14 protein-coding genes are annotated in these 22,337 nt (G+C 62.6%); 8 read left to right on the top strand and 6 right to left on the bottom strand.

Annotation, left to right across the window (positions count from 1 at the left end; all coding sequences use genetic code 11):
- From QD228_RS13140 to QD228_RS13125, 4 genes are all read left to right on the top strand, one after another.
- The coding region (locus QD228_RS13140; RefSeq protein ID WP_279875804.1) for an Ig-like domain-containing protein at positions 1–3,586 on the top strand (3,586 nt) is incomplete at its 5' end.
- Between the two features lie 116 nt (positions 3,587–3,702).
- A complete protein-coding gene (locus QD228_RS13135) occupies positions 3,703–5,106 on the top strand; it encodes a TolC family protein (RefSeq protein WP_279875803.1) in 1,404 nt (467 codons plus the stop codon).
- Positions 5,103–7,376 (top strand): type I secretion system permease/ATPase, encoded by a 2,274-nt coding sequence (locus tag QD228_RS13130; RefSeq protein ID WP_279875802.1) that lies wholly within the window; start codon positions 5,103–5,105, stop codon positions 7,374–7,376. Before QD228_RS13135 ends, QD228_RS13130 begins: the two co-directional genes overlap by 4 nt.
- Positions 7,373–8,560 (top strand): HlyD family efflux transporter periplasmic adaptor subunit, encoded by a 1,188-nt coding sequence (locus QD228_RS13125; protein ID WP_084208736.1) that lies wholly within the window; start codon positions 7,373–7,375, stop codon positions 8,558–8,560. The genes QD228_RS13130 and QD228_RS13125 overlap by 4 nt, the downstream gene beginning before the upstream one ends.
- A 15-nt stretch (positions 8,561–8,575) precedes the next feature.
- Here QD228_RS13125 and QD228_RS13120 read toward each other — a convergent pair whose 3' ends face one another.
- Positions 8,576–9,277 (bottom strand): ACP phosphodiesterase, encoded by a 702-nt coding sequence (locus QD228_RS13120; protein WP_279875801.1) that lies wholly within the window; start codon positions 9,275–9,277, stop codon positions 8,576–8,578.
- Between the two features lie 70 nt (positions 9,278–9,347).
- Here QD228_RS13120 and selD point away from each other — a divergent pair, with 70 nt between their 5' ends.
- Positions 9,348–11,747, top strand: a complete 2,400-nt coding sequence (selD, locus tag QD228_RS13115; RefSeq protein ID WP_279875800.1) for a selenide, water dikinase SelD — start codon at positions 9,348–9,350, stop codon at positions 11,745–11,747.
- A gap of 190 nt (positions 11,748–11,937) precedes the next feature.
- On the opposite strand, the gene QD228_RS13110 is transcribed toward selD, so the two are convergent.
- The gene (locus QD228_RS13110; protein ID WP_279875799.1) at positions 11,938–12,660 is read right to left on the bottom strand and encodes a DUF3581 family protein; all 723 of its coding nucleotides are present in this window, start codon (positions 12,658–12,660) and stop codon (positions 11,938–11,940) included.
- Between the two features lie 291 nt (positions 12,661–12,951).
- Here QD228_RS13110 and QD228_RS13105 point away from each other — a divergent pair, with 291 nt between their 5' ends.
- From QD228_RS13105 to puuE, 3 genes are all read left to right on the top strand, one after another.
- Entirely contained in the window at positions 12,952–14,790 is a 1,839-nt protein-coding gene (locus QD228_RS13105; protein ID WP_279875798.1) for a VRR-NUC domain-containing protein, read from the top strand.
- Positions 14,787–17,609 carry an ATP-dependent DNA helicase gene (locus QD228_RS13100; RefSeq protein WP_279875797.1) on the top strand — a complete coding sequence of 941 codons (2,823 nt, stop codon included), beginning with the start codon at positions 14,787–14,789 and terminating at the stop codon, positions 17,607–17,609. The genes QD228_RS13105 and QD228_RS13100 overlap by 4 nt, the downstream gene beginning before the upstream one ends.
- A 121-nt stretch (positions 17,610–17,730) precedes the next feature.
- Positions 17,731–18,684 carry an allantoinase PuuE gene (puuE, locus tag QD228_RS13095; RefSeq protein ID WP_279875796.1) on the top strand — a complete coding sequence of 318 codons (954 nt, stop codon included), beginning with the start codon at positions 17,731–17,733 and terminating at the stop codon, positions 18,682–18,684.
- Between the two features lie 113 nt (positions 18,685–18,797).
- On the opposite strand, the gene QD228_RS13090 is transcribed toward puuE, so the two are convergent.
- From QD228_RS13090 to QD228_RS13075, 4 genes are all read right to left on the bottom strand, one after another.
- Positions 18,798–20,069: an amidase family protein gene (locus QD228_RS13090; RefSeq protein WP_279875795.1), complete on the bottom strand. Its 1,272-nt coding sequence runs from the start codon at positions 20,067–20,069 to the stop codon at positions 18,798–18,800.
- An 84-nt stretch (positions 20,070–20,153) separates the two neighbouring features.
- Positions 20,154–20,972 (bottom strand): amino acid ABC transporter ATP-binding protein, encoded by an 819-nt coding sequence (locus QD228_RS13085; protein ID WP_279875794.1) that lies wholly within the window; start codon positions 20,970–20,972, stop codon positions 20,154–20,156.
- Positions 20,956–21,609: an amino acid ABC transporter permease gene (locus QD228_RS13080; RefSeq protein ID WP_077376658.1), complete on the bottom strand. Its 654-nt coding sequence runs from the start codon at positions 21,607–21,609 to the stop codon at positions 20,956–20,958. The genes QD228_RS13085 and QD228_RS13080 overlap by 17 nt, the downstream gene beginning before the upstream one ends.
- The gene (locus QD228_RS13075; RefSeq protein ID WP_136937857.1) at positions 21,606–22,331 is read right to left on the bottom strand and encodes an amino acid ABC transporter permease; all 726 of its coding nucleotides are present in this window, start codon (positions 22,329–22,331) and stop codon (positions 21,606–21,608) included. The genes QD228_RS13080 and QD228_RS13075 overlap by 4 nt, the downstream gene beginning before the upstream one ends.
- Positions 22,332–22,337: the final 6 nt, after the last annotated feature.

Raw genomic sequence — 22,337 nt, 5'->3', positions numbered from 1 at the left:
GCAGGACGCCGCCGGCAATGACGGCCCGGTTGCCTCGCAGGCCATCGTGATTGACACCGAGGTGCCGGATGCGCCGATCATCGTCAGCATCATCGATGATGTGGAGACATCGACAGGCCCTCTTGCCGATGGTGATAGCACCAATGACACAATTCCTCTTATTGAGGGTACTGCGGAAGCCAATAGCACTCTGACTCTCTACAACGGTTCAGAAGTCGTGGACATTATAAATGTCGATGGCCGTGGTAACTGGACATTCATGCCAGCTGAGGCACTCGCCGATGGTGACTATACCTTCAGCGCTGTTACAACCGATATAGCCGGAAACGTCAGTAACTCCTCGAATACGTTCTCAATTACAGTGAGCACAATACCCTTCATCGAATCTGGGAGTTCAGCGATAACAGAAGATGGTATTGGTGCAGCCCCTGCTGCAGGAAGGATGTTCAGAAGCTTTGCTATCGCACCTGCATCTGATAGCGATTCAGATATTACTTCTGCTACTGATAATGGCGCATTGTCTTTCGGTAATGTATCAACTGATGCCAGTTTCACACTAGTGAAGCCTACAACAGTTGATATTGAGGCAAAAAGCCAGCTACTTATCTGGAACCTGTCTGCGGATAGCAAGACTCTGCAGGCGATTTATACCGATGAAGATACCGGTATTGAATCTGCTTTCATCACAATCACTATCGATGATAACGGCAACTACACAACGGCTATCCAGCAAGGAATTGATCATCAACTCGAAGGTGCTGATAGCCTCACCTTTGACGTTGGCGTCCAACTGGACGATGGGGCCACCAGTCTCTCCAGCAATATCAGCATCAAGGTCGTGGATGATATCCCAACGGTTAAAGCGAACCAGTTCGTTGTCGTATCTGCTCTCAATACTGACTATGAAGGCTCAGCCCTCGGTGATGATGGGGGATTCGGTGCGGATGGTGGTTATGTTCAGCAGACCACTATTCACGGTGTCACCTTCACTGTATCCGATGATCTATCAAGCGCCACTGTGAGTGGTAGCTCTGAGCTCATAGATATCGACGTCAGTAATACGATTGCTATCACCGATGGTATTCTGACGATAGAAACGGTGCTTGGTGAGACTCTCACGATCAACGTCGAGACAGGTGCCTACACCTATAACAATAGTGGTAGCTCCACTATTGCCGATAGTCCGAATAGCGCACCAGAAGCTACGATAAGTGGCCAAGGCGGCTTGCTGGGCATCGTCGATATTGAAGCGCTAGGGCTTATTGACCTGGCAGGCACTCAAGACTTGAGTGTCAGTGACGCCAACAATAACATCACTGAAGTCGTGATCGAGAAATCCGCACTTCTTGGACTCAACGTATTGTCACCCAATGTGACACTCGGCTATTCACAGGAGCTTGCCGACGAACTTGGACTCATGGTCACGCTTGATACCACAGGTATCGAATTTAATCTTGGGATTGGTTCTATTACTTTAATTGGAGCCTCTACCCTAACGATTAAGAAAGTGGGTGGCGGGATAATTGATCAGCAGGTGCTCAATGAATTTTTGGCTACTGTTGTCATAACGTCAGATGGAACCATAGACGTTGATGCACTTGGCGAAACAACTCTCACAGTCAAGGATAGTGGTGGGCTTAGCGACAGTACTGATGTCAGTGAGCTAATTGGTCTCAGTGTGCTCGACGGTACTGACAGCACTACCGCGGCTGTAATTGAAGATACTGAGGGTACAGGAGAACTGACTGCAGCCTCAGAAACCGGCAGTGCCCGCCTCTACGGCTTCGCTGGCGACGATGAGATCACCGGCAGCGCACAGGCAGATATTCTCCGCGGTGGAGAAGGAAATGACATACTCAATGGCGGTGGTGGTAGTGATCTGATCATCGGTGGAACAGGTGACGATACACTTACCGGCGGCGCTGGGGTTGACGTTTTCCGCTGGGAAGCAGGCGATGAAATCACCAGCGATGGCAGCATCGCTACCGACACCATCACCGATTTTGATACCAGCCTGCCTCTGAGTGAAGCCGGCGGCGATATCATCGACCTTTCCGGCATGCTGCAAGGAGAGTGGCGTCTCGGCAATGCTGCCAATAACCTCACCAGCTTCTTGCACATCACTTACGATGCTGGCCTGGATAAGACCATTATCGCCATCAGTACCGGCGGTGGATTCTCTTCTGGGTACGATGCAAGCCAAGTCAATCATTACATTGACTTGACAGGAGTAAACCTTGTTGCCGACAGCACCACTGATGAAGAAATCATTGCTAGTTTGCTTGAGCAAGGCAAGCTAATCGTTGATGAGGCCAACTCCTCTACGGTCTTTGGTGACATCACCTCCGATGTAAACTTCACGGTCACTGATGGCGACGGTGATACTGCTAGCAGCAAGGTCACCTTCAATGGCCAAGGTGGTACAGAGCCGGACACGACGACAAACTCTGCACCTGAGGTCACCGCCAGTAGCAGCAAGTTACTTGGGCTTATTGGGTTCGAAGCGCTCGGGCTCATCGACTTTTCCCAGAACGATGTGTTCGTCACTGATGCTGACGGAAATCTGGCATCCGTCACGATCACCTTCGAGCCATTGTTGAGTGTCGAGGTGGGAGGCACTTTACTTACCGGCCCTGAATTTACGGCTAACAGCGAACTCGCTGCAGAATTGGGACTGCAGTTCACGACCACAAGTCGTGCAGGACTACTGGGGCTGGTGGCCCCCGAGGCCAGCATCACCATCACAGCCGTAGACGGTGGCGATATCGACAATCTCGCCATCAATGAACTGCTATCGACGATAGCTCTAAACGATGGCATCGCTAATGTGGAGGTACTCAACTCCATCACCATCACTGCCACTGATTCCGATGGTGCCAGCACAACGCAAAGCCTCGCATCCCTGGCTGACGTTGGAGTGTTGGACGGTAATGGTGACTCTGTCTTTGATGGCGATACGACCGGCAATACCATCGATCAAAGTTCTGTCTTGATAGATGTTCAGCTCTACGGCTATGCCGGTGATGACATTCTCACCGGCGGAAGCGGCAACGATCTGATTCGTGGCGGTGAGGGTAATGATGTCATCAATGGAGGCGATGGCAATGACATCCTGTTTGGTGGTGATGATGACGATACGTTGTATGGCGGCGCTGGCAGCAATATCTTCGATGGCGGTGATGGCGATGATACCCTCGTGACATCCACCCTCACCTTCGAGGTCGACGGCGGCGCAGGCATTGATACCTTGAGCTTCGACAATACCGGGGAAAGCATCGACCTTACAGCGCTGCTGGATACGGCTGCTTCGGTCAATACGGCGTCCAATATCGAAGTTCTCGATATCTCGGCCAGCAGTGAGACCGGCACCAGCCTCAAGATCGATGCCGATACGGTGCTGAACCTTACAGATAGTGATAACGAGCTGTATATCGATGGTGATGAGGGCGATAGCGTGGAAGCGGCTGGGGCAACATCTTCCGCGACAACGACCGACCTCAACGGCACCACCTATGATACTTATCAACTGGGTGACGCAACGCTCTATATCGACCAGGACGTTACCGTGAATACCAATAACGGCTAGTCCCGGGATGCGCCTCTCAGGGGGCGCCTTCCCGATGAACAAGTACGCACTGAACACGAATAAAGCGTCAGGATGACGCAACTTCAGGGATCACCCTGGGGCCAAGGAGTGACATGATGCCCACCCTATTTCGTTGTCCGTCCGCCATCGGACAGGCAACAACTCTGCGCATACGAATGAAGAGGCTTTCCATCGCCGTCTATGTCGTCTCAGCCGGTCTGGCGAGTTCGCTACCGGCCAGTGCTCAGACGACACGTGATCTCGCCGAAGTTTTGAGCGATGTGCTCAGACATGACCCTCGCATCGACGCCGCCCAGGCCAATGTCCGGGCCGCAGGGACGGATATCGAGATTGCCGAGGATGGCTACTGGCCACGTCTGGAAAGCAGCGTCGGCACCGAGGACAATTTCACGGAAGGCGGGTATCGCATCACGCTGAGCCAGATGCTCTATGACTGGGGGCAGGTGGAAGCCGAGGTCGAACAACGCAAGGCCGAGCGGGATGTCGAGCGTGACACCCTGGATCAGACCCGCATGGAGATCGCCCAGGAGGCGATCACCGCCTATATCGATCTCGGGGCCAACCGCGCCATGATGCGCCGCGTACGTGATTACATCGAGAAGCTCGAAAGCCTCGAGACGCTGGCCAATGATCGCACCTTCTCGGGCTATGGTGACCGGGTCGAGCTGGACCGAGCCGCCGTCGACCTTGCCAGTGCGCGTGAATGGCTGGCACGCCTTCAGGGCGATGCTGATACCGCCCGACAGGAACTCGAGATTCTCAGTGGACGCCCCTTCCAGGGCGTGACCTTGAGCGCCCCGAAGCCACTGCCGATCGTGGCGGACCTGGCCCGCGACCCTGCCACTACCGATGCCGCCATCACCAACGCGCCAGCCTATCGCAGTCATGTCAGCCAGCAGAATGCCGCGCGCCACGCCTTGAGCCTGAGCGAGGCCGAGCGCTGGCCGGAATTGCGACTGGAGGCGACAAGCTCACGTTATGAGTCGAACGACGACATGGTCAGCGACTCCAGTATCGGCCTGCGCATCGAGGCCCCGGTCTTCCAAGGCCTGACGCCGTTGCGCCAGCCTGAAGCGGACCGCGCACGCCTGACCGCCGCCCAGTTCGAGACCGCCTCCACGGCCCGTGAGCTGCGCCGCCAGATCCAGCGACTGTCTGCCAGTCAGCCAGCGGTCGAGGCACGCATCAAGGCACTGGATCAGCAGGCACGCAGCGGAGAGCGCCTGCGCAGCAGCTATCGGGACCAGTTCATCACCGGCTCACGCAATATCGAGGATCTGCTGACCATCGAAAGCGAGATCTTCGCGGCGCGTCGTCAGATGATCGAGCTCAACACCCAGCTGCTCACCGATCAATATGACCTCGCGACCCAGCTGGGCGCCCTGCCACTGGTCACCTCCCCCCTTCGCGCGCCATCCACCACTGCCGCGACAACCGAGATGACGAGTGCTCACCTGTCCCATTCCCATCAGCCTGTCAGCCAGGGAGTCAGCCAATGAGCTCCGTACAGTCTGCTGCCGATACCCCGGTGGCCTTCCGACCCGACCCGCTGCTGGAGAGCGTTCGCCAGTTGCTGCGCCTGCAGGGCCACGGCATCGACCTCGAACGCCTGCACCATGGCATGCCACTGACCAAGGGGCAGCTCGCGCCACAGGATCTGGAGCAGGCCCTGTCACGCCAGGGCATTGCCGCACGTCTGAGTCAGGCCCCCCTCGACGAGATTCCTGCCAGCCTGATGCCCTGCGTCGTGCTGCTGGAAGATGGCAGCAGCCGCGTCCTGCTGGCCCATGAGGCGTCGCATCAGTGGCCTGAAACGTCGAGCATCGAATCGAGCGGCGAGTCGAATGCCGACACGAGCGACACCCCGGCAGACGATGATACGGAAGCAGCCCCCAGCGGCCCCGCCTATCAGTTGCTCGACCCGCTGTCCGGGGGAGAATACTGGCAGCCACAGGCCGAGCTGAACGCCGCATACGCCGGCATTGCGCTGTTCGCACATGGCGAGATCTCGCTGGATCGCGCAGAAGGTTACAGCAAGACCCGCCAGGGTCACTGGCTGACATCACGCCTCAAGTCCCATTGGCGAGTCTTCGCCGAAGTCGCACTGTCCTCGTCGCTCGCTGCACTGCTGGCCGTGGCCACGGCCCTGTTCGCGATGCAGGTCTATGACCGTGTGGTGCCGACCGGTGCCGTCGATACGCTGTGGGCGCTGGGTATCGGCGTGATTCTCGCCATCGCGCTTGAAGCGCTGTTGCGCGCACTGCGGGCGCAATTGATCGAGAACTCGGGCAAGAAGATCGATCTCGAGCTCAACGATCACATCTTCCGCCACGCCGTGCAGATGCGCCTGGCCTCGAAGCCGCGCTCCACCGGCGCGATGACCAGCCAGATTCGAGACTTCGATGCCATCCGCGAATTCTTCACCGCCTCGACCCTCGGGGCCTGTGGTGATCTGCCCTTCGCCCTGCTGTTCCTGGGCCTGATCGCCCTGCTGGGCGGCCCGGTGGTCTGGGTACCGGTGGCCGCCATCGTGTTGATGCTGATTCCCGTACTGCTGGCGCAACCCTGGCTGTCACGCCTATCCCGGGAGGGCATGCGCGAATCCGCGGTCAAGAATGGCGTATTGCTCGAGACCCTCGACAACCTCGAGAACCTCAAGGCCTGTCGCGCCGAAGGCCATGCCAGTCGCCAATGGCAGCGCCTGACCTCCGAGCAGACCCACCGTGGCGTCACCTTCCGCCATGCCGTCGCCTGGCTGACCAGCTGGGGCACCGGCATGCAGCAGCTGGCCTACGTCGGCGTCATCATTGCCGGGGTCTATCTGATCATGGCCGGCGAGTTGAGCGTCGGTGCCCTGATCGCCTGCTCGATCCTGTCGTCGCGCGCCATCGGCCCGACCCTGCAGATCAGTGCGCTGCTGAGCCGCTGGCAGCACGTCAAGGTCGCCAAGGAAGGGCTGGATGCGCTGATGGAGACCGATATCGAGCGTCCCATCAATCGTCGCTTCGCGCGCCTCGCCCAGGCACGCGGTCACTATCATGCCGAGAATCTGCACTGGCGCTACGACGAGGAAGCCCCGGAAGCCCTGGCACTGGACCGCCTGAGCATCGCGCCCGGTGAACATATCGCGCTGCTGGGGGGCAATGGCGCCGGCAAGAGCACCTTGCTGCGACTGCTGGCCGGCTATTTCACGCCTACCAGCGGTGAACTGACCCTCGATCACCTCGCCCTGAGTCAGATCGACCCTGCCGATCGCCAGCGTGCCATCGGCTACCTGCCACAGGACATCAGTCTGTTCAGCGGCACCCTGCGCGACAATCTGTGCATCGACGGACGGGATGTCAGCGACATGCGTCTGCTGGAGGTCCTCGAGATGACCGGCCTGGGCGACTTCGTGCGTCGTCATCCGCTGGGGCTGGACATGATGCTGCATGATCGCCACAGCCTGTCCGGCGGCCAACGTCAGAGCCTCGGTCTTGCCCGCCTGGTCCTGCAGGACCCGGTCGTGGTGCTGCTGGATGAACCCACGGCCTCGCTGGATCAGGCCACCGAGCAGCACGTCATCAAGACACTTGGCCCGTGGCTTGCCGGCCGCACCCTGGTGCTTGCCACCCACCGCAAGTCGCTGCTCAGCTGGGTCGAGCGCGCGCTGGTACTGCGCCATGGCAAGCGCGTCATGGACGGCCCGCTGGATCAGATCATGGCCAGACAATCCGCCGGCAAGACACCGGCCACCTCCTCATCTCGCCAGCGCCAGGAGGCCTCATGAGCCAGCGTTTTGACCCCGAACTCATCAAACGTGAGCTGGGCGCCCCGGACCAGAGACTGGAAAGCCACTGGTCACGTCCGCTGCTGTGGGCCAGCCTGCTGGTGATAGCGCTCTTCGTGGCATGGTCCAGCTGGGCCGAAGTCAATGAAGTGGCCCGCGGTGAAGCCAAGGTAGTCCCCTCCTCGCGCCAGCAGACCATCCAGAGCCTGGAGGGCGGCATTCTCGACGAGATCATGGTTCGGGAGGGGGAAATCGTCGAGGCCGGCCAGCTGCTGGCCGCCATCGATGAAACCCGCTTCCGCTCGGCCTACATGGAATCGCTGAGCCAGGCCCAGGCGCTGAGGGCGACCATCGGACGCCTGGAAGCCGAGGTCTTGGACAAGGCCAGCATCGAGTTTCCGGAGGAGGTGCGTGACAACGAGGCGCTGACGGCCACCGAGCGTGAGCTGTTCACGGCGCGGCGCAAGAAGCGTGACAGCGCCTTGAATGCGGTCAGCAAGGAGATCACTGCGGCCCAGCGTCAGCTCGCGGTGATCCGCCCGCTGGTCAAGCGACGTGCCGTGGGCGAGATGGAGATGCTCAAGCTGGATCGCGAGATCGCCGAACTCAAGGGCCGTCAGGCCGAGATCCGCAATACCTATCTGCAGGATGCCTACGCCGAGCTTGCCGACAAGAAGTCCGAACTGGCGACACTGGAAGAGACTACCGTGCAGCGGCGTGATCAGCTGGATCGCACCCGGCTGCTCTCGCCGGTGCGTGGCGTGGTCAACAACATCGCCATCACCACGCGTGGCGGCGTCATCCCGCCCGGCGAGGAGATCATGCAGATCACCCCGCTGGAGGACACCCTGGTGTTCGAGACGCGCATCCGCCCGCAGGATGTCGCCTTCATCGCCCCGGGCATGCCGGCCACGATTCGCATCAGCGCCTACGACTATGCGGTCTACGGCACGCTGGAGGGCAAGGTGGAGCGCATCAGCTCTGACACCCTGGAAGAGGAAACGCCGCGGGGTGAGGAAAGCTACTATCGCGTGCTGGTCAGCAGCGAGACCGCGGCGCTGGAGCACAATGGCGAGACGCTGCCGATCAAGCCGGGCATGGTCGCCACGGTGGACATCGAGACCGGCGAGCGCAGCGTGCTCTCGTATCTCCTGAGGCCCTTCACGCGTCTGGAGCTGCGCTGAGCGCAAGCCTGATCATCAGATAACGGGCGTCTGGCGCAATGCCAGCATGTCCGGCCACAACCGCGCGAAGCTGTCCTCAAGCATCGCGCGGTTATTCGCCAGCCACGGCGTCATGTCCGCCAGCGGATTGGCGCCTGCTTCCAGATCCCCCACCTTGTGCGTACGCCTTCCGCTTCGCGTATCACTTTGCCTTCGCGTATCACTTTGCCTTCGTGAATCACTTTGCTGGCGAGGATCACTTTGCTGGCGAGGATCACTTGTCTGGCGTAACCGGCGTCTGGCCGTCATGCGCTCGCCGATGCTGGCAATGGTCGAGAGCGTGAACTCCAGCTCCTGATAGCGCCTGAGCGCATCGCGCATCTGAATCCACTCGATGAGGCTCGACAGGCGTGACGGCACCTCCTCACGCGCCAACAGGCGATAGAGGCGCTCGATATCGTCATCGTGCATCTCACCAGCCAGCAGGTGATCCCACATCATGTCGAAGGCGATGCCTGCCACACGACGTGACGCGGGCGGTACCTGAGTCAACAGCCAACGAGTCTCAGGATGGGCATCGATCACCGCATCACAGCGGCGATGGAAACGGATGCCGGCTTCTATCTCAGGCGACCAGCCGCTCAGGTCACTGCCGCGCACGCCGTCGGCAATCAGGTTGCCAAACAGGAAGTTATCGCTGCCCGCCAGACTCAGGTGCGCATGACCAAGAAAGTTCAAGTTGCTAGACTCCTGATATCATTACCCATTATTCAATATCCCCGTCCTCTTCTGACTATCGAGACCTCTGATGCCATCTGCGTCCATGCCTGCCAAGGCGCCCATCGTGCGCGATATCGTCCTGATCGGCGGGGGACATAGCCATGTTGGCGTGTTGATGCGTTTCGCCATGCAGCCTGAGCCTGGCGTACGCCTCACCGTCATCTGTCGCGACACCGACACGCCCTACTCCGGCATGCTACCCGGTTACGTGGCGGGGCATTACACCTTTGATGATGTGCATATCGACCTGCGTCGGCTGTGTCAGTTCGCCGGCGCACGCTTCTATCGGGATCAGGTGATCGATATCGACCGCGGCCAGCGCCGCGTGATCTGCGCCGAGCGCCCGGCGGTGGACTATGACCTGCTGTCGATCAATATCGGCTCCACGCCTCGCCTGTCCCACATCGACGGTATCGGTGATCCCGAAGCGGCTGATGCCCCCGTGGTGGCGGTCAAACCGATCAGCACCTTCCAGCAGCGCTGGCTGAGACTGCTTGAGCGCGCCAGAAGCGCCGAGCGGCCTCTCGACATCGTGCTGGTCGGCGGCGGTGCCGGCGGGGTCGAGCTGCTGCTGGCCATCCAGCAGCGCCTCGCCGCCGAGTTGCCCGCTGCGCTCGCGCCGAACCTGACGCTGATCACCCGCGGACAGCGCCTGTTGCCGACGCATTCTCCTGAGATCAGCGCTGCACTCGCCACCACCTTGCACGAACGCGGTATCCAAGTGCATTTCGGTGAGGAGATCACCGCTGTAGACGCTTCCACGGCGTCGTCCCAGCGCCAGCTGATCAGTGCCAGCGGCAGCCGCCATCCGGCCGACGAGGCCATCTGGGTGACACGCGCCGGAGGGGCACGCTGGCTGGAGAAGACAGGACTGAGCCTGGATGAGGATGGCTTTCTCAAGGTGCGCGATACCCTGCAGACGCTCGAGGATGATGCCATCTTCGCCGCGGGCGATATCGCGCATCAGGTCAATCATCCGCGTGAAAAGGCCGGCGTCTTCGCCGTGCGCCAATCACGGCCGCTGGCTGACAACCTGCGCCGCGCCGTGCGCGGAGAGTCACTACATCCCTATATTCCGCAGTCCCACTGGCTGGCCCTGATCAGCACCGGGGATCGTGATGCCATTGCCTCACGCGGCAATCTGGGGCTGGTGTCGCCGTGGCTGCGTCCGTGGCTGTGGCGCTGGAAGGATCATATCGACCGCCAGTTCATGGCACGCTTCAATGAACTGCCCAGCATGCAGAACGCCGCGGACACCGGCGGCCTTGCCGGGTTGCAACAGCGTATCAGCGCTGCCTGGCAGGCACTCAAGGGCGGCGATGGCAGGCTCCACCCGCGCCTGACCGCCGAGCTGGATGAGCAGGAAGCGCATCAGGCCCTGTCCGCGCTGGCGATGCGCTGTGGCGGCTGTGGCGCCAAGGTCGGTGCCAGCGTGCTCTCCCGAGCGCTGCAGAGCCTTGCCCCACGAGAGAACCCGGACGTGCTGGTCGGGCTGCATGCCCCGGATGATGCCGCCATCGTGCGAGTGCCCGAGGGTCAGGCACTGGTACACAGCGTCGACTTCTTCCGCGCCTTCATCGATGACCCTTACCTGTTCGGGCGCATCGCCGCCAATCACGCCCTGGGCGATCTCTACGCCATGGGCGCGACGCCCCACACCGCGACCGCCGTCGCCACGGTGCCGCAGGGGATCGAGCGCAAGGTCGAACCGCTGGTGCGCGAGCTGATGCAAGGCGCCACCGAGGTGCTCAACGAGGCAGGCTGTACACTGGTCGGCGGACATACCGGCGAGGGGCAGGAACTGGCGCTGGGCTTCGCCCTCAATGGCCTGGTGGAGGAGAGTCTGGCCGGCGTCACCTGCAAGGGCGGCATGCAGCCAGGCGAGGTGCTGATCCTCACCAAGGCCATCGGCACCGGCACCCTGCTGGCAGCGCACGCACGCCTGGAAGCGCGCGGCCGCTGGATCGATGCCGCACTGGAGAGCATGCAGCAATCCAGTCAGCAGGCGGCAAATATCCTGCGCGCCCATCAGGCGAGCGCCTCCACCGATGTCACCGGCTTCGGCCTGCTCGGTCACCTTGTGGAGATGACCCGCGCCAGCGGCGTGGATGCCGAACTCGAGATCGACGCCCTGCCGATACTGGACGGCGCCGAGGACTGCGTCGCCCGCGGGGTGGTCAGCTCACTGCAACCGGCCAACCTGCGTCTCAAGCGGGCCCTGAAGGATCAGGCCAGCGTCATCGATCATCCGCGCTATCCGCTGCTGTTCGATCCACAGACCGCCGGCGGCCTGCTGGCCAGTGTGCCGGCCGGTGAGGCCGAGTCCTGCCTGGCCGCGCTCAAGGCCGCCGGCTATCACGCCAGCGCCATCATCGGGCGCATCCTGCCACAGGGTGATGCGCTGGCGCCGATCAGCATCAAGCGCTGAACGCGGCGAGACAACTCACTGACGACGTCAGCCGCCCCCTTGCCGCCGGTCTTTTGCCCCCCACGACAAGACGCCCGCCAGATCTCTCTGGCGGGCGTCTTGATCTCTGCAGCACGCAAGTCCGAGAGCTAGCTCAGTTCGGCCATCTCACCTTCGACTGGCTCCGTTCGGCCATCTCGGTTCGGCCGGCTCAGGCTTCCGCTTCGCGCTTGAGCGCCTCGAAGGACTCAACGAAGGCATCCATCGTCTCGGCACAGTAATCCCGCAGCCCACTGACGACCAGCTTCTTGGAGCCACTGCCGATGCACTGCTCGCCATCATGGATGCCGAATTCGAGCAGGGTATCACCACGCTTGCCGTTGACCTCAAGCGAGGAGCGCACGAAGTCGAGATGCAGATCGGCGATATCGAGCCGTTCGAAACAGAAGCCCATGCTGTCATAGATCACCAGCGGGCGGGCAGGATTGAACATCACGCCCTTCTCCAGCATCAGCGGCTGCAGGAAGTGCGGGAAGTTGCGCCCGGAGAAGGCGATATACTGGCGAGTGAAGTTGGCGACCACTTCATCGTCATGCGTGGTATCACCGCTGCGCTCGACCGTCAGATAGACCTTGCCGGCTTCATCGCGCACCAGCAGGGACACGCCATTCTCGTCGGGTTCTTCCAGCGCTTCGAAGATCAAGGGCACATCGTTGCCGACCATGCCGCAGAAACGGATGGTCATGCACTGTGAAAGGCCGAATTTCGCCAGCAACAGGGAGAACAGCAGGTCGCCGGGCACACAGAAGCGTCGCGCATCCGGGTCATGAATGGGGTTGTAATCCCCCGCCATCTGCTTGGCGAAGCGACTGGCCTGCTCGGCGGTGATCCGCACGCGGCCATCTTCGACCCGGTGAAACTGATCAAGAAACATGGACTGCCTTCCTGCCCTGCTTGAATGATGATCGATGGCCCGTCCTGAACCATCGCGGAAATGCCTCCGAGGGGAGGAATCAAGGGTGACACGCTTTCACGCCTGTCCAGCAGACGTGCCATGAGGCTGCCATGACACGTCGATCACGGGATTTTACCACTTGCTGACAGGCAGATGGTGACTCGTGACAGGCTTTGCAAGAGTTTGCAGCCCGACAGATGGCCATATACTGTATATAACCCCATGCTTTCGGGCAAACCGCTGCACTGCCCGCCACTTCGACAGGTCGCCATGCAAGCCGCTCCCCTCGACAATCCGCGCTACTACCTGGCCAACTTCGATACCCTGCTCGATTGGGTCTGCCAGTGCCACGCCGATCTGCTGACAGAGACAGAGCGTGCCACGGTGGATGCCATCACGCGCCTGCCGGAGCCTTCACGGGCCCTGCTGGTCCGCCTGCTGATGCGCAAGGGCGATCATTTCGAGGTCACGCAGCTTCACTACGTCGAAATCGGCGCTATCGAGGCCGCAAGCAAGCCATTGATCATACCGATCGCCGACAGTGCCACGCCTGATGGGCTGTGCCGCCTGAACGCTGACCTGAGCCTGGAGGAAATGCTGTCACTGGTGACACTGCCGCGCTTGAAGGACGCCTTCCCCGAGCTGCCAAGAAGCACGCCCAAACGCCGGATGCCGGATGCCATCAGCGAGCTGCTGGGCGATACCACGCCACGCCCCTTGCCCGAGTGGCTTAATGACCCCGCCGCCAACACGCTGAGTGTTGGGCTTGGTGAGCTGTCGCGACGCCTGAGCCTGATGTTCTTCGGCAACCTGCGCCAGACTCTGTCGGACTTCGTGCTCAGTGAACTGGGCCTGCTGCGCTGCGAGGCGGTCGCGCTTTCGCCAGACTCGCGCGCCTTCACCCAGCGTTGGGAGGTGGATCGTTATCTGGCCCTGGAGCAGCTGCGTGAGGACTGGCAGGCGGCCAGGGAGCGTCTGAATCGTGAGACGGCGCATGCTGAACTGGAGCCGCATTGGCAGCGCATCATCTCGGCGCTGGACGAGGTGACATCGTCAGAAGGCGACGCGACAGAGGTGAATCGCGCCAATGCCTGGCTGGCACAGCGGCGTGACCGGCTGCGTTTCTCGCTGGCGCGCGATGCCGAGCGTCAGGGCTGGCATCACGTAGCCGCACTGCAGTACGCCTGTCTCGAGGACTCCGCCTACGCGCCGCGTGCCATGCCGCGTCGAGTGAGGGCGCTGGAGCTTTCCGGCGATATCAGCGCAGCCCACGCGCTTGCCTGCGAGCGCTTGGCGCGTACTGATATCACGCTGGATGAGCAGCTGGCACTTGAGCGCGCCCTGCCTCGCCTGTGCCGTGGCCTTGGCTTGCCCGCGCCCAGACGCGCCAAGGCGCCGGCCACGCCGCAGATCACCCTTACGGTGCCGGACCTTGCCACCTCGGCCGCCGCCGGCATCCATGGGGTCGAGCGCGCGGCCGCCCATGCACTGGCCACGCCCGAGGCACCGGTCTTCTATGTCGAGAATGGTCTGCTCCCCGCGCTCTTCACCCTGTTGTGCTGGGACGTGCTGTTCGCCCCCCTGCCGGGAGCCTTCTTCCACGCCTTTCATACCGGTCCGGCGGACCTCTACCGCCCTGACTTCGTCAACCGTCGCCAGGCCGCTTTCGAGGACTGCTTCGCGCGCCTGTCCGATGGCCGCTACCGAGAGACGATTCGTGAGCGTCATCAGCAGAAACAGGGTATTCAAGCGCCCTTCGTGCATTGGCCGCTGTTGAGCGAGGAGCTGCTGTCCCACGCACTGGACTGCATTCCCCCAGCGCATCTGGAGGCCTGCTTCCGACACCTGCTGGCCAATCCCCGCGAGCATCGCGCTGGCCTGCCGGACCTGATCCAGTTCTTCCCCGAGAACACTCGCGAGCGTTACCGGATGATCGAGGTCAAGGCACCCACCGACCGCCTGCAGGACAACCAGCGTCAGTGGCTGGCCCTGTTCGCCCGCCATGCGATTCCGGCGCTGGAGTGCCGTGTCGAATGGCAGACCGTAAACGCCTCTGATGCGTCCGCCGAGGACGAGGCCACGGCACGCAAGGCACCGGCTGCGCGATGATCACGGCCGACACTTCAAGCAACGCGCACGAGCGCTATCGGATCGCGGTACGCGAGCTGTGCGCCTTCGCCGCACGCGAGGGCGATCTGGACCTGCGCTTCACGCCCTCGCCCACCGCTCAACAGGGCATTCGCGGCCATCAGCGCATCGTGCGTCGGCGTGGCAAGGACTACGAAAGCGAGATATCGCTCTCCGGCTGCATCGGCAATCTCGAGATTCGTGGCCGCGCCGATGGCTATGATCCCAGGCGCAACTGTCTCGAGGAGATCAAGACCCACCGTGGTGACCTGTCCCGTCAGCCCGCGAATCACCGCGCCCTGCACTGGGCCCAGGCGCGTGTCTACGGTGCCTTGATGTGCCGCAGTCGCGATCTCGAGGGCATCACGCTGGCGCTGGTGTATCTGGATATCGCCGCGGACGCACCAGCCAGCGCTGCCAAGGATGAACCGGAATCCGGCGGTGACTCCATCGGGGCTTCACAGGATGAACAACGCCTGGAAGCCTGGTGGAGCCGCGAGGCGCTGGAAGCGGAGCTTGCACGTCTGGCCGCACGCTTCAGCGAGTTCGCCGCCAATGAACTGGCGCATCGCCGCGCCCGTGACAGCGCCCTTGGCACGCTTGCCTTCCCCTGGCCTGCCTGGCGCCCCGGTCAACGCCAGCTGGCCGAGCATGCCTACAAGGCGGTGATGACCGGACGCGAGCTGCTGGCTGAGGCGCCGACCGGTACCGGCAAGACGCTGGCGACGCTGTATCCTGCGCTGCGTGCGATGCCCAGAAACGGCACGGACAGACTCTTCTACCTCACCGCCCGCACTCCGGGCCGCGCGCTGGCGCTGGACGCGCTGACCACCCTGATGCCAGAGGTGGTCGAGCACACGGAATCACCGGACACGCCTGCCGCAGCGCTGCGCATTCTGGAACTCGGCGCGCGCAGCAAGACCTGTGAGCACCCGACTCTCGCCTGTCATGGTGAGTCCTGCCCGCTGGCACGCGGCTTCCATGATCGCCTGCCTGCGGCACGCTCTGCCGCGCTTGCCGACCACCAGCCACTGACGCTGGCGACGACACGCCGACACGCCCTGGCCCATGAGATCTGCCCCTACTTTCTCGCCCAGGAGCTCTCGCGCTGGGCGGATGTGATCATCGGGGATCACAACCACTACTTCGACAGTCATGCGCTGCTGTTCGCCCTGACCCAGGCCAATGACTGGCGCTCCGTGGTGCTCGTCGATGAAAGCCACAACCTCATCGAACGCGCCCGCGGCATGTACAGCATCGAACTCGATGCCCGACAGTTCCACTTCCTGCTCAAGCAGTTGAGTCGCACGGGCCATCCGGCCCCGCTGCGCTCGGCCTCCCGCGCGCTGGCCCGGCAGTGGCGAGCGCTGGAGCAGCTCGGGCCGGAAAACGGCAGCTCAGGGAATCCAAGCAGCGGGAACGGCAGCATCGATGACGGCAGTCAACAGGCACGTCTTGCGCTGGAGACGTTGCCCGGCGACTTTTTCAAGGCGCTGACGCAATGGACGGGCGCGATGGGGGACTGGTTGGCGGAGCCTGACAAGGCCGCAACCCCTCCTGCGGCCAGGCAACAGGCAGCGCGAGCCACGGCCACACAAGCCCCAGAACAGCTGGGCCTGATCGCGAGCGATGCCGTTCCCCTGGCCTCAAGCACCACCCCATCAGACTCCAGTCCGACATCCACCGCGGCCAGCCGCCGCGTGGAGCCTGACGTCGAGATGATGGAGGCCTATTTCGCGGCGCTGACGCTCACGCGACTCGCGGAAGGCTTCGGCGATCACTCGCTGTTCGAGGTCGAACTCGCCGCCATCAATCCGGCGCGTCAGGCAACGCTCACCAGCGATTCAAGCTCACGCTCCGGCGCAGCATCGGCTGCAGGAGCAGAAGCAGGAGCAGCAGCCCGGCCTCGCAAGCCCCGAGGGCGAAGCGTGCGCCAGATACAGCCGCGACTGCGCTGCGTCAGCCCGGCGCCGTGGCTGGCCCCCCGCCTGCGCGCCAGCCACGCCACCCTATTGTTCTCGGCCACGCTCAATCCACCGGCCTATCATCACCGCCTGCTGGGACTGGCGGACAATGCAGTCTGGTTGAGTGTCGAGTCGCCGTTCAGGGCGACGCAGGTGCAGGTCAGTCGCCATCGGCTCTCGACCCGCCTGCGGGACCGCGAGGCCTCCTGCCGGCCCATCGCCGAACTGATGGCCCGTCAATACCAGCAGCGCCCGGGCAACTATCTGGCATTCTTCTCGAGCTTCGCCTATCTCGAGCAGGTCGCCAGCACCCTGCAACAGCTGACGCCGGAGATTCCCCAATGGCGCCAGACCCGTGCCATGACGGAAGCGGAGCGCACCACCTTCATTCAGCGCTTCACCCCCGACGGCCAGGGCATCGGTTTCGCGGTGCTGGGCGGTGCCTTCGGCGAAGGGATCGATCTCCCGGGGTCGCGTCTGATCGGGGCCTTCATCGCCACCCTGGGGCTTGCCGGCTTCAGCCCGGAGAATGAAGCGCTCAAGCAGCGTCTGGCGCAGTGGCTGGAAAGCGATGCAAGGCGGCGTGTCGAACGACATTCGACAGACGGCGCAAAGGAGGAGCGTGGCGATGAGGCAGGTCCGCTGCCCCCTGTCATCCAGCCCTTGAAGGCTGACGACTGCACCTATCTGTACCCCGGGCTCACCAGGGTGGTGCAGGCCGCAGGCCGCGTGATTCGCAGCGAGCAGGATCAGGGCGTGATCCACCTGATCGATGACCGCTTCCTGCGCCCGGAAGTCGCACGACTGCTGCCGCGCTGGTGGACGCCGACAGACTGACGCGAGCAGGATGACGCCAGGCGTGCCTTTGCCCCGAGATGGCACAAAGCCTGCACGTCAATGGGCAATAGAACAGTGCCTCATCCCCTTTTCGCTCCCCCGGTCGCAAGGAAGCCGAACGATGCCAGACAACGACAACGCCCTGTGGGGCGACGACTATCCGCGTGATCTGATCGGTTATGGTGCCAATCCCCCCCATGCCAACTGGCCGGGGGGTGCCAGGATCGCGGTGCAGTTCGTGCTCAACTATGAGGAAGGCGGCGAGAACTGCCTGCTGCACGGTGACAGCGAGAGCGAGAAGTTTCTCTCCGAGATCATCGGTGCCGAGGCCTACCCCGCGCGGCACATGAGCATGGAGTCGATCTACGAATATGGCTCGCGCAGTGGCGTGTGGCGGATTCTTGATGAATTCAAGCGCCGGGAGTTGCCGCTGACGGTCTTCGGTGTCGGCATGGCGCTGGCGCGGCATCCGGACCTGGTCGCACGCTTCCTGGAGGATGGCCATGAAATCGCCAGTCACGGCTGGCGCTGGATTCATTATCAGCACATGGATGAAGCCCATGAGCGCGCCCACCTGGAGCGCGCGGTGGAAAGCTATCGCGAGCTGGTCGGTCACGCACCACAGGGCTGGTACACCGGGCGCGACAGTCCCAACACCCGCCGACTGGTGGTGGAGCACGGCGGCTTCACCTACGACAGCGATTACTACGGCGATGACCTGCCGCTGTGGATGGAGGTGACCACCGCCAATGGCGAGCAGGTGCCGCATCTCGTCGTCCCCTACACCCTGGACACCAATGACATGCGCTTCGCCAGCGCCCAGGGCTTCAACAACGGTGAGGACTTCTTACAGTACCTGCGTGACGCCTTCGACGTGCTCTACGCCGAGGGCGACACGGCACCCAAGATGCTCTCCATCGGGTTGCACTGTCGGATCGCCGGACGACCGGGACGCTTCGCGGCACTGAAACGTTTCCTCGATTACGTCCAGTCCCACGACAGGGTATGGATCACCCGTCGCATCGATATCGCCGAGCACTGGCAGCGTGAGCATCCCTATACCCCCGCCAGCTGACATCGCAAAAAGAACGCCGCAGCCCTTTCGGGATGCGGCGTTTGTGATTGAATCCAGCGAAGGTCAGCGATCGCACCTTCAAGGCTGCGCCAGTCAGTCTTCCAGCATGCTGGTCAGTTTTCCAACATGCAGGCCAATGCCAGCAGGCTCTCATCACGGCCCGGCAGGCCCAGCAATGAGACGCCCCAGGGCGGTGGTGCAGCCTCCTCCGGCAGCCGCGCTGCGTCATCGGTCAGCCACGGCAGACTCAATTGCGGTGCGCCATTCAAGCCGGCCAGTGCAGTGAGTCCCATCAGGCGATGACGATAGGCCTCCATCTCCTCGAGGCTTGCGCCCAGCAGCGGTGAAGCGCCCGGCGTGGTGGGCAGCACGAACACCGCCTCGCTGGTGGCCTGGGCATGGGCAGCCGCACTGCCATCGTCGCAGGCACTCTCGCCGCCCTCATGACTGGCTGCCAGCTGCTGGCGGTACCAGCGGCGGACGGTGTCTGCCTTGGCTTCTGCTGCCTGCTCGTCGGCATCACTCAGGGTCATGCACCATTTGAGGCGCGCCGCGATATCCGGATTCAGCTGCGGCCAGCGAGAGTCGGGGCCCTGCTCCGGCGTACTCAACCATGCCTGGTGCGTACGACGAACCTCGCAGCCCTGCAGAATCCGAAAGGCCTCACTGGCCCTTGCCATGAAGGCCTGGCTCAACATTCGCCGCTCGCAGCGAAAACCGAGTGATTCAAGACGACGCGCCAGCGGCCCCAGCAGTCGCTGATAAGGCCCCGCCGCCAGCCCTTCCGGCACCAGCAGGATGAGTCTTGCCGGCAAACGAGTCGCTGTCGTTGGCGGCATCAACACCTCACTGACCTGCGTCAGCGTCGCGAGATCCCGCGTCATCCAGCCGATGGTATCGAAGCGCGGCGCCAGCGGCTTGAGGCCTGACATCTCAATGCGGCCATGGGTCGGCCGCAGCCCGTAGAGCCCACAGTAGCTGGACGGCACGCGAATGGAGCCACCGGTATCGGTTCCCAGCCCGATCTCCGCCTCACCGCGCGCCACCGCTACCGCAGAGCCTACGCTTGAGCCTCCCGGCAACCTCAGCGGCGCACGCGGGTTCTGCGGCGTGCCGTAATGGGCATTGGTGCCATTGAGGCTGTAGGCCAGCTCATCGGTCGTGGTGCGCGCCCGATAATCGGCCCCCGCCTTCTGAAGCGCCAACACGCTGGGCGCCGTCTCCCGCTCGATGGGGGCGCTCGCCAGCAGGTCAGGATTGCCCTGTCCGGTGCGCTCGCCCTTGATCGCGAACAGATCCTTCACCACCAGTCGCTTGCCCTCAAGAGACCCCTCTCCCTTCGGCCCGGAGAAACGCGCCGGGGCAACATAGATACGCTTGTCCATCGGGACCGACTCCTTTCGACTCATCAGGGGGTTCGCCTTCGTGGCGTGGCGTGGCGCGGTGCGGTGCGGCGCGGTGCGGTGTGATCAGAGCACCGCGCCAAGAAACTGGCGCAGCTCTTCCGTGGCCGGGTTGGCAAACAGCGTCGCGGGGTCGCCTGATTCATGCACGCGCCCCTGGTGCATGAAGATCACGCGGTCACCCACATCGCGGGCGAAATTCATCTCATGGGTCACCAGAATCAACGTCATGCCCTCACGCTTGAGCTGCTCCAGCACCTTGAGCACATCGCCGACCAGCTCCGGGTCCAGCGCCGAGGTGATCTCGTCACACAGCAACACCTTGGGATGCATCGCCAGGGCGCGCGCGATCGCCACCCGCTGCTGCTGGCCACCGGAGAGCTGGCTCGGCCAGGCATCGAATTTCTCCCCCAGCCCGACCTTGGCCAGCATCTCGCGGGCCTCGCGCTCCGCGACATCCCGTGCAACGCCCTTGACCAGCATCGGCGCCAGCATCACGTTCTCGCCGACGCGCTTGTGGGGGAACAGATTGAAGCTCTGGAACACCATGCCGACATCCTGCGCCAGAGCGGCGGCGTCCATCTCGCTACCGTCCAGCAGATTGCCGGCGACGTGGATGCTACCGCCGTCGTGCTGTTCCAGCTGGTTGATACAGCGCAGCAAGGTGCTCTTGCCGGAGCCGCTGCGACCGATGATCGAGACCACCTCGCCCGGGCGCACTTCAAGATCGATGCCCTTGAGCACCGTCAGATCGCCGAAGGACTTGGTGAGCGCCGACAGGCTGACCAGCGGCGCCTTTGCCTTCTCGGAGACGGCAACACTCTCGGTGACCGAGGAATCGGATGAGACGGTGTCCAGCGGGGAAACTTCAGCGAGCAGTGACATTGAGACGTGCCTCCAGGTGGCGAGCCAGCCGCGAGAGCGGATAGCACATGGCGAAATACAGCAACGCGACCAGCGCAAAGACGGTGAAGGGTTCCAGGGTGGCGTTGTTGAGCATGGTGCCGGCCTTGGTCAGTTCGACGAAGCCGATCACCGAGGCAAGCGCGGTGCCCTTGATGATCTGCACCGAGAAGCCGACGGTCGGTGCGATGGCCATGCGCAGCGCCTGCGGCAGGATGATGTGACGCATGGTCTTCAGATAACCGAGCCCCAGCACTCGCGCCCCTTCCCACTGCCCCTTGGGCACCGCCTCGACACAGCCACGCCAGATGTCGTGCAGGAAGGCACTGCTGAACAGCGTCAGCGCGACCGCCGCCGCCGTCCAGGCCGAGACATCCAGCCCGAAGACCGCCACGCCGAAGAAGGCCAGGAACAGCTGCATCAACAGCGGCGTGCCCTGAAACAGCTCCGTGTAGAGGCGACAGAAGAGCGCCGCCCCCGGCCAGCGGGTCAGGCGCAGAAAGGTCAGCGCCAGCCCCACCAGGCTACCGCCGATGAAGGCGATCAGAGACAGCGCCAGCGTCCAGCGCGCCGCCAGCAGCAGGTTGCGCAGGATGTCCCACAGCGTGAAGTCGATCATGAGTGGGCCTCTCTCAGCACATGGGAAGACAGACGGCGGCGCGGGGCTGGCGTCAGGTGGCGAAAGCCGAACAGACGACGCCCGATGCGGTTGAGCAAGGCGCGCATCGCGATGGCCAGCAGCAGGTACATGCCTGCCGTCACCACGTAGCTCTCGAAACTCAGGAAGGTACGTGACTGGATGAAGTTGGCCGCGAAGGTCAGGTCCGCCACGCTGATCTGGGAGACCACGGCGGAACCCAGCATCACGATCACGCACTGGCTGGTCAGCGCCGGATACATGCGTTCCAGCGCCGGCATCAGCACCACATGGCGATAGCGCTGCCAAGGCGTGAGACCCAGCGCACGCCCGGCCTCCCACTGGCCGCGACCGGTGGCATCGACACCGGCACGCAGAATCTCGCTGCTGTAGGCCGCCAGGTTGAGTGTCATCGCGATCACCGCGGCCATCTCGGCGCTGAGTGACAGCCCCAGCGCCGGCAGGCCGAAGAAGATGAAGAACAGCTGGACGATGAAGGGCGTGTTGCGCAGCAGCTCCACCAGCATGCCCAGCAGCCGGCTGAAGACGCTGGTCGGCGCACGATGGCGCTGCCAGACACACATCACCGCACCGAGTATCCCCAGCGTGGTGGTGAGAATGGTCAACCAGACCGTCGTCATCAGCCCGGCCAGCAGGTCGGGCAGATACGGCAGCAGGCGCGAGAAATCCGGGAGATAGTTCATCGATCA

It is taken from the genome of Cobetia sp. 3AK (genome assembly GCF_029846335.1).
Classification (GTDB): domain Bacteria; phylum Pseudomonadota; class Gammaproteobacteria; order Pseudomonadales; family Halomonadaceae; genus Cobetia; species Cobetia marina.
The sequence above is the reverse complement of the archived record's forward strand: the minus strand, read 5'-3'. Positions and strand labels throughout refer to the sequence as shown.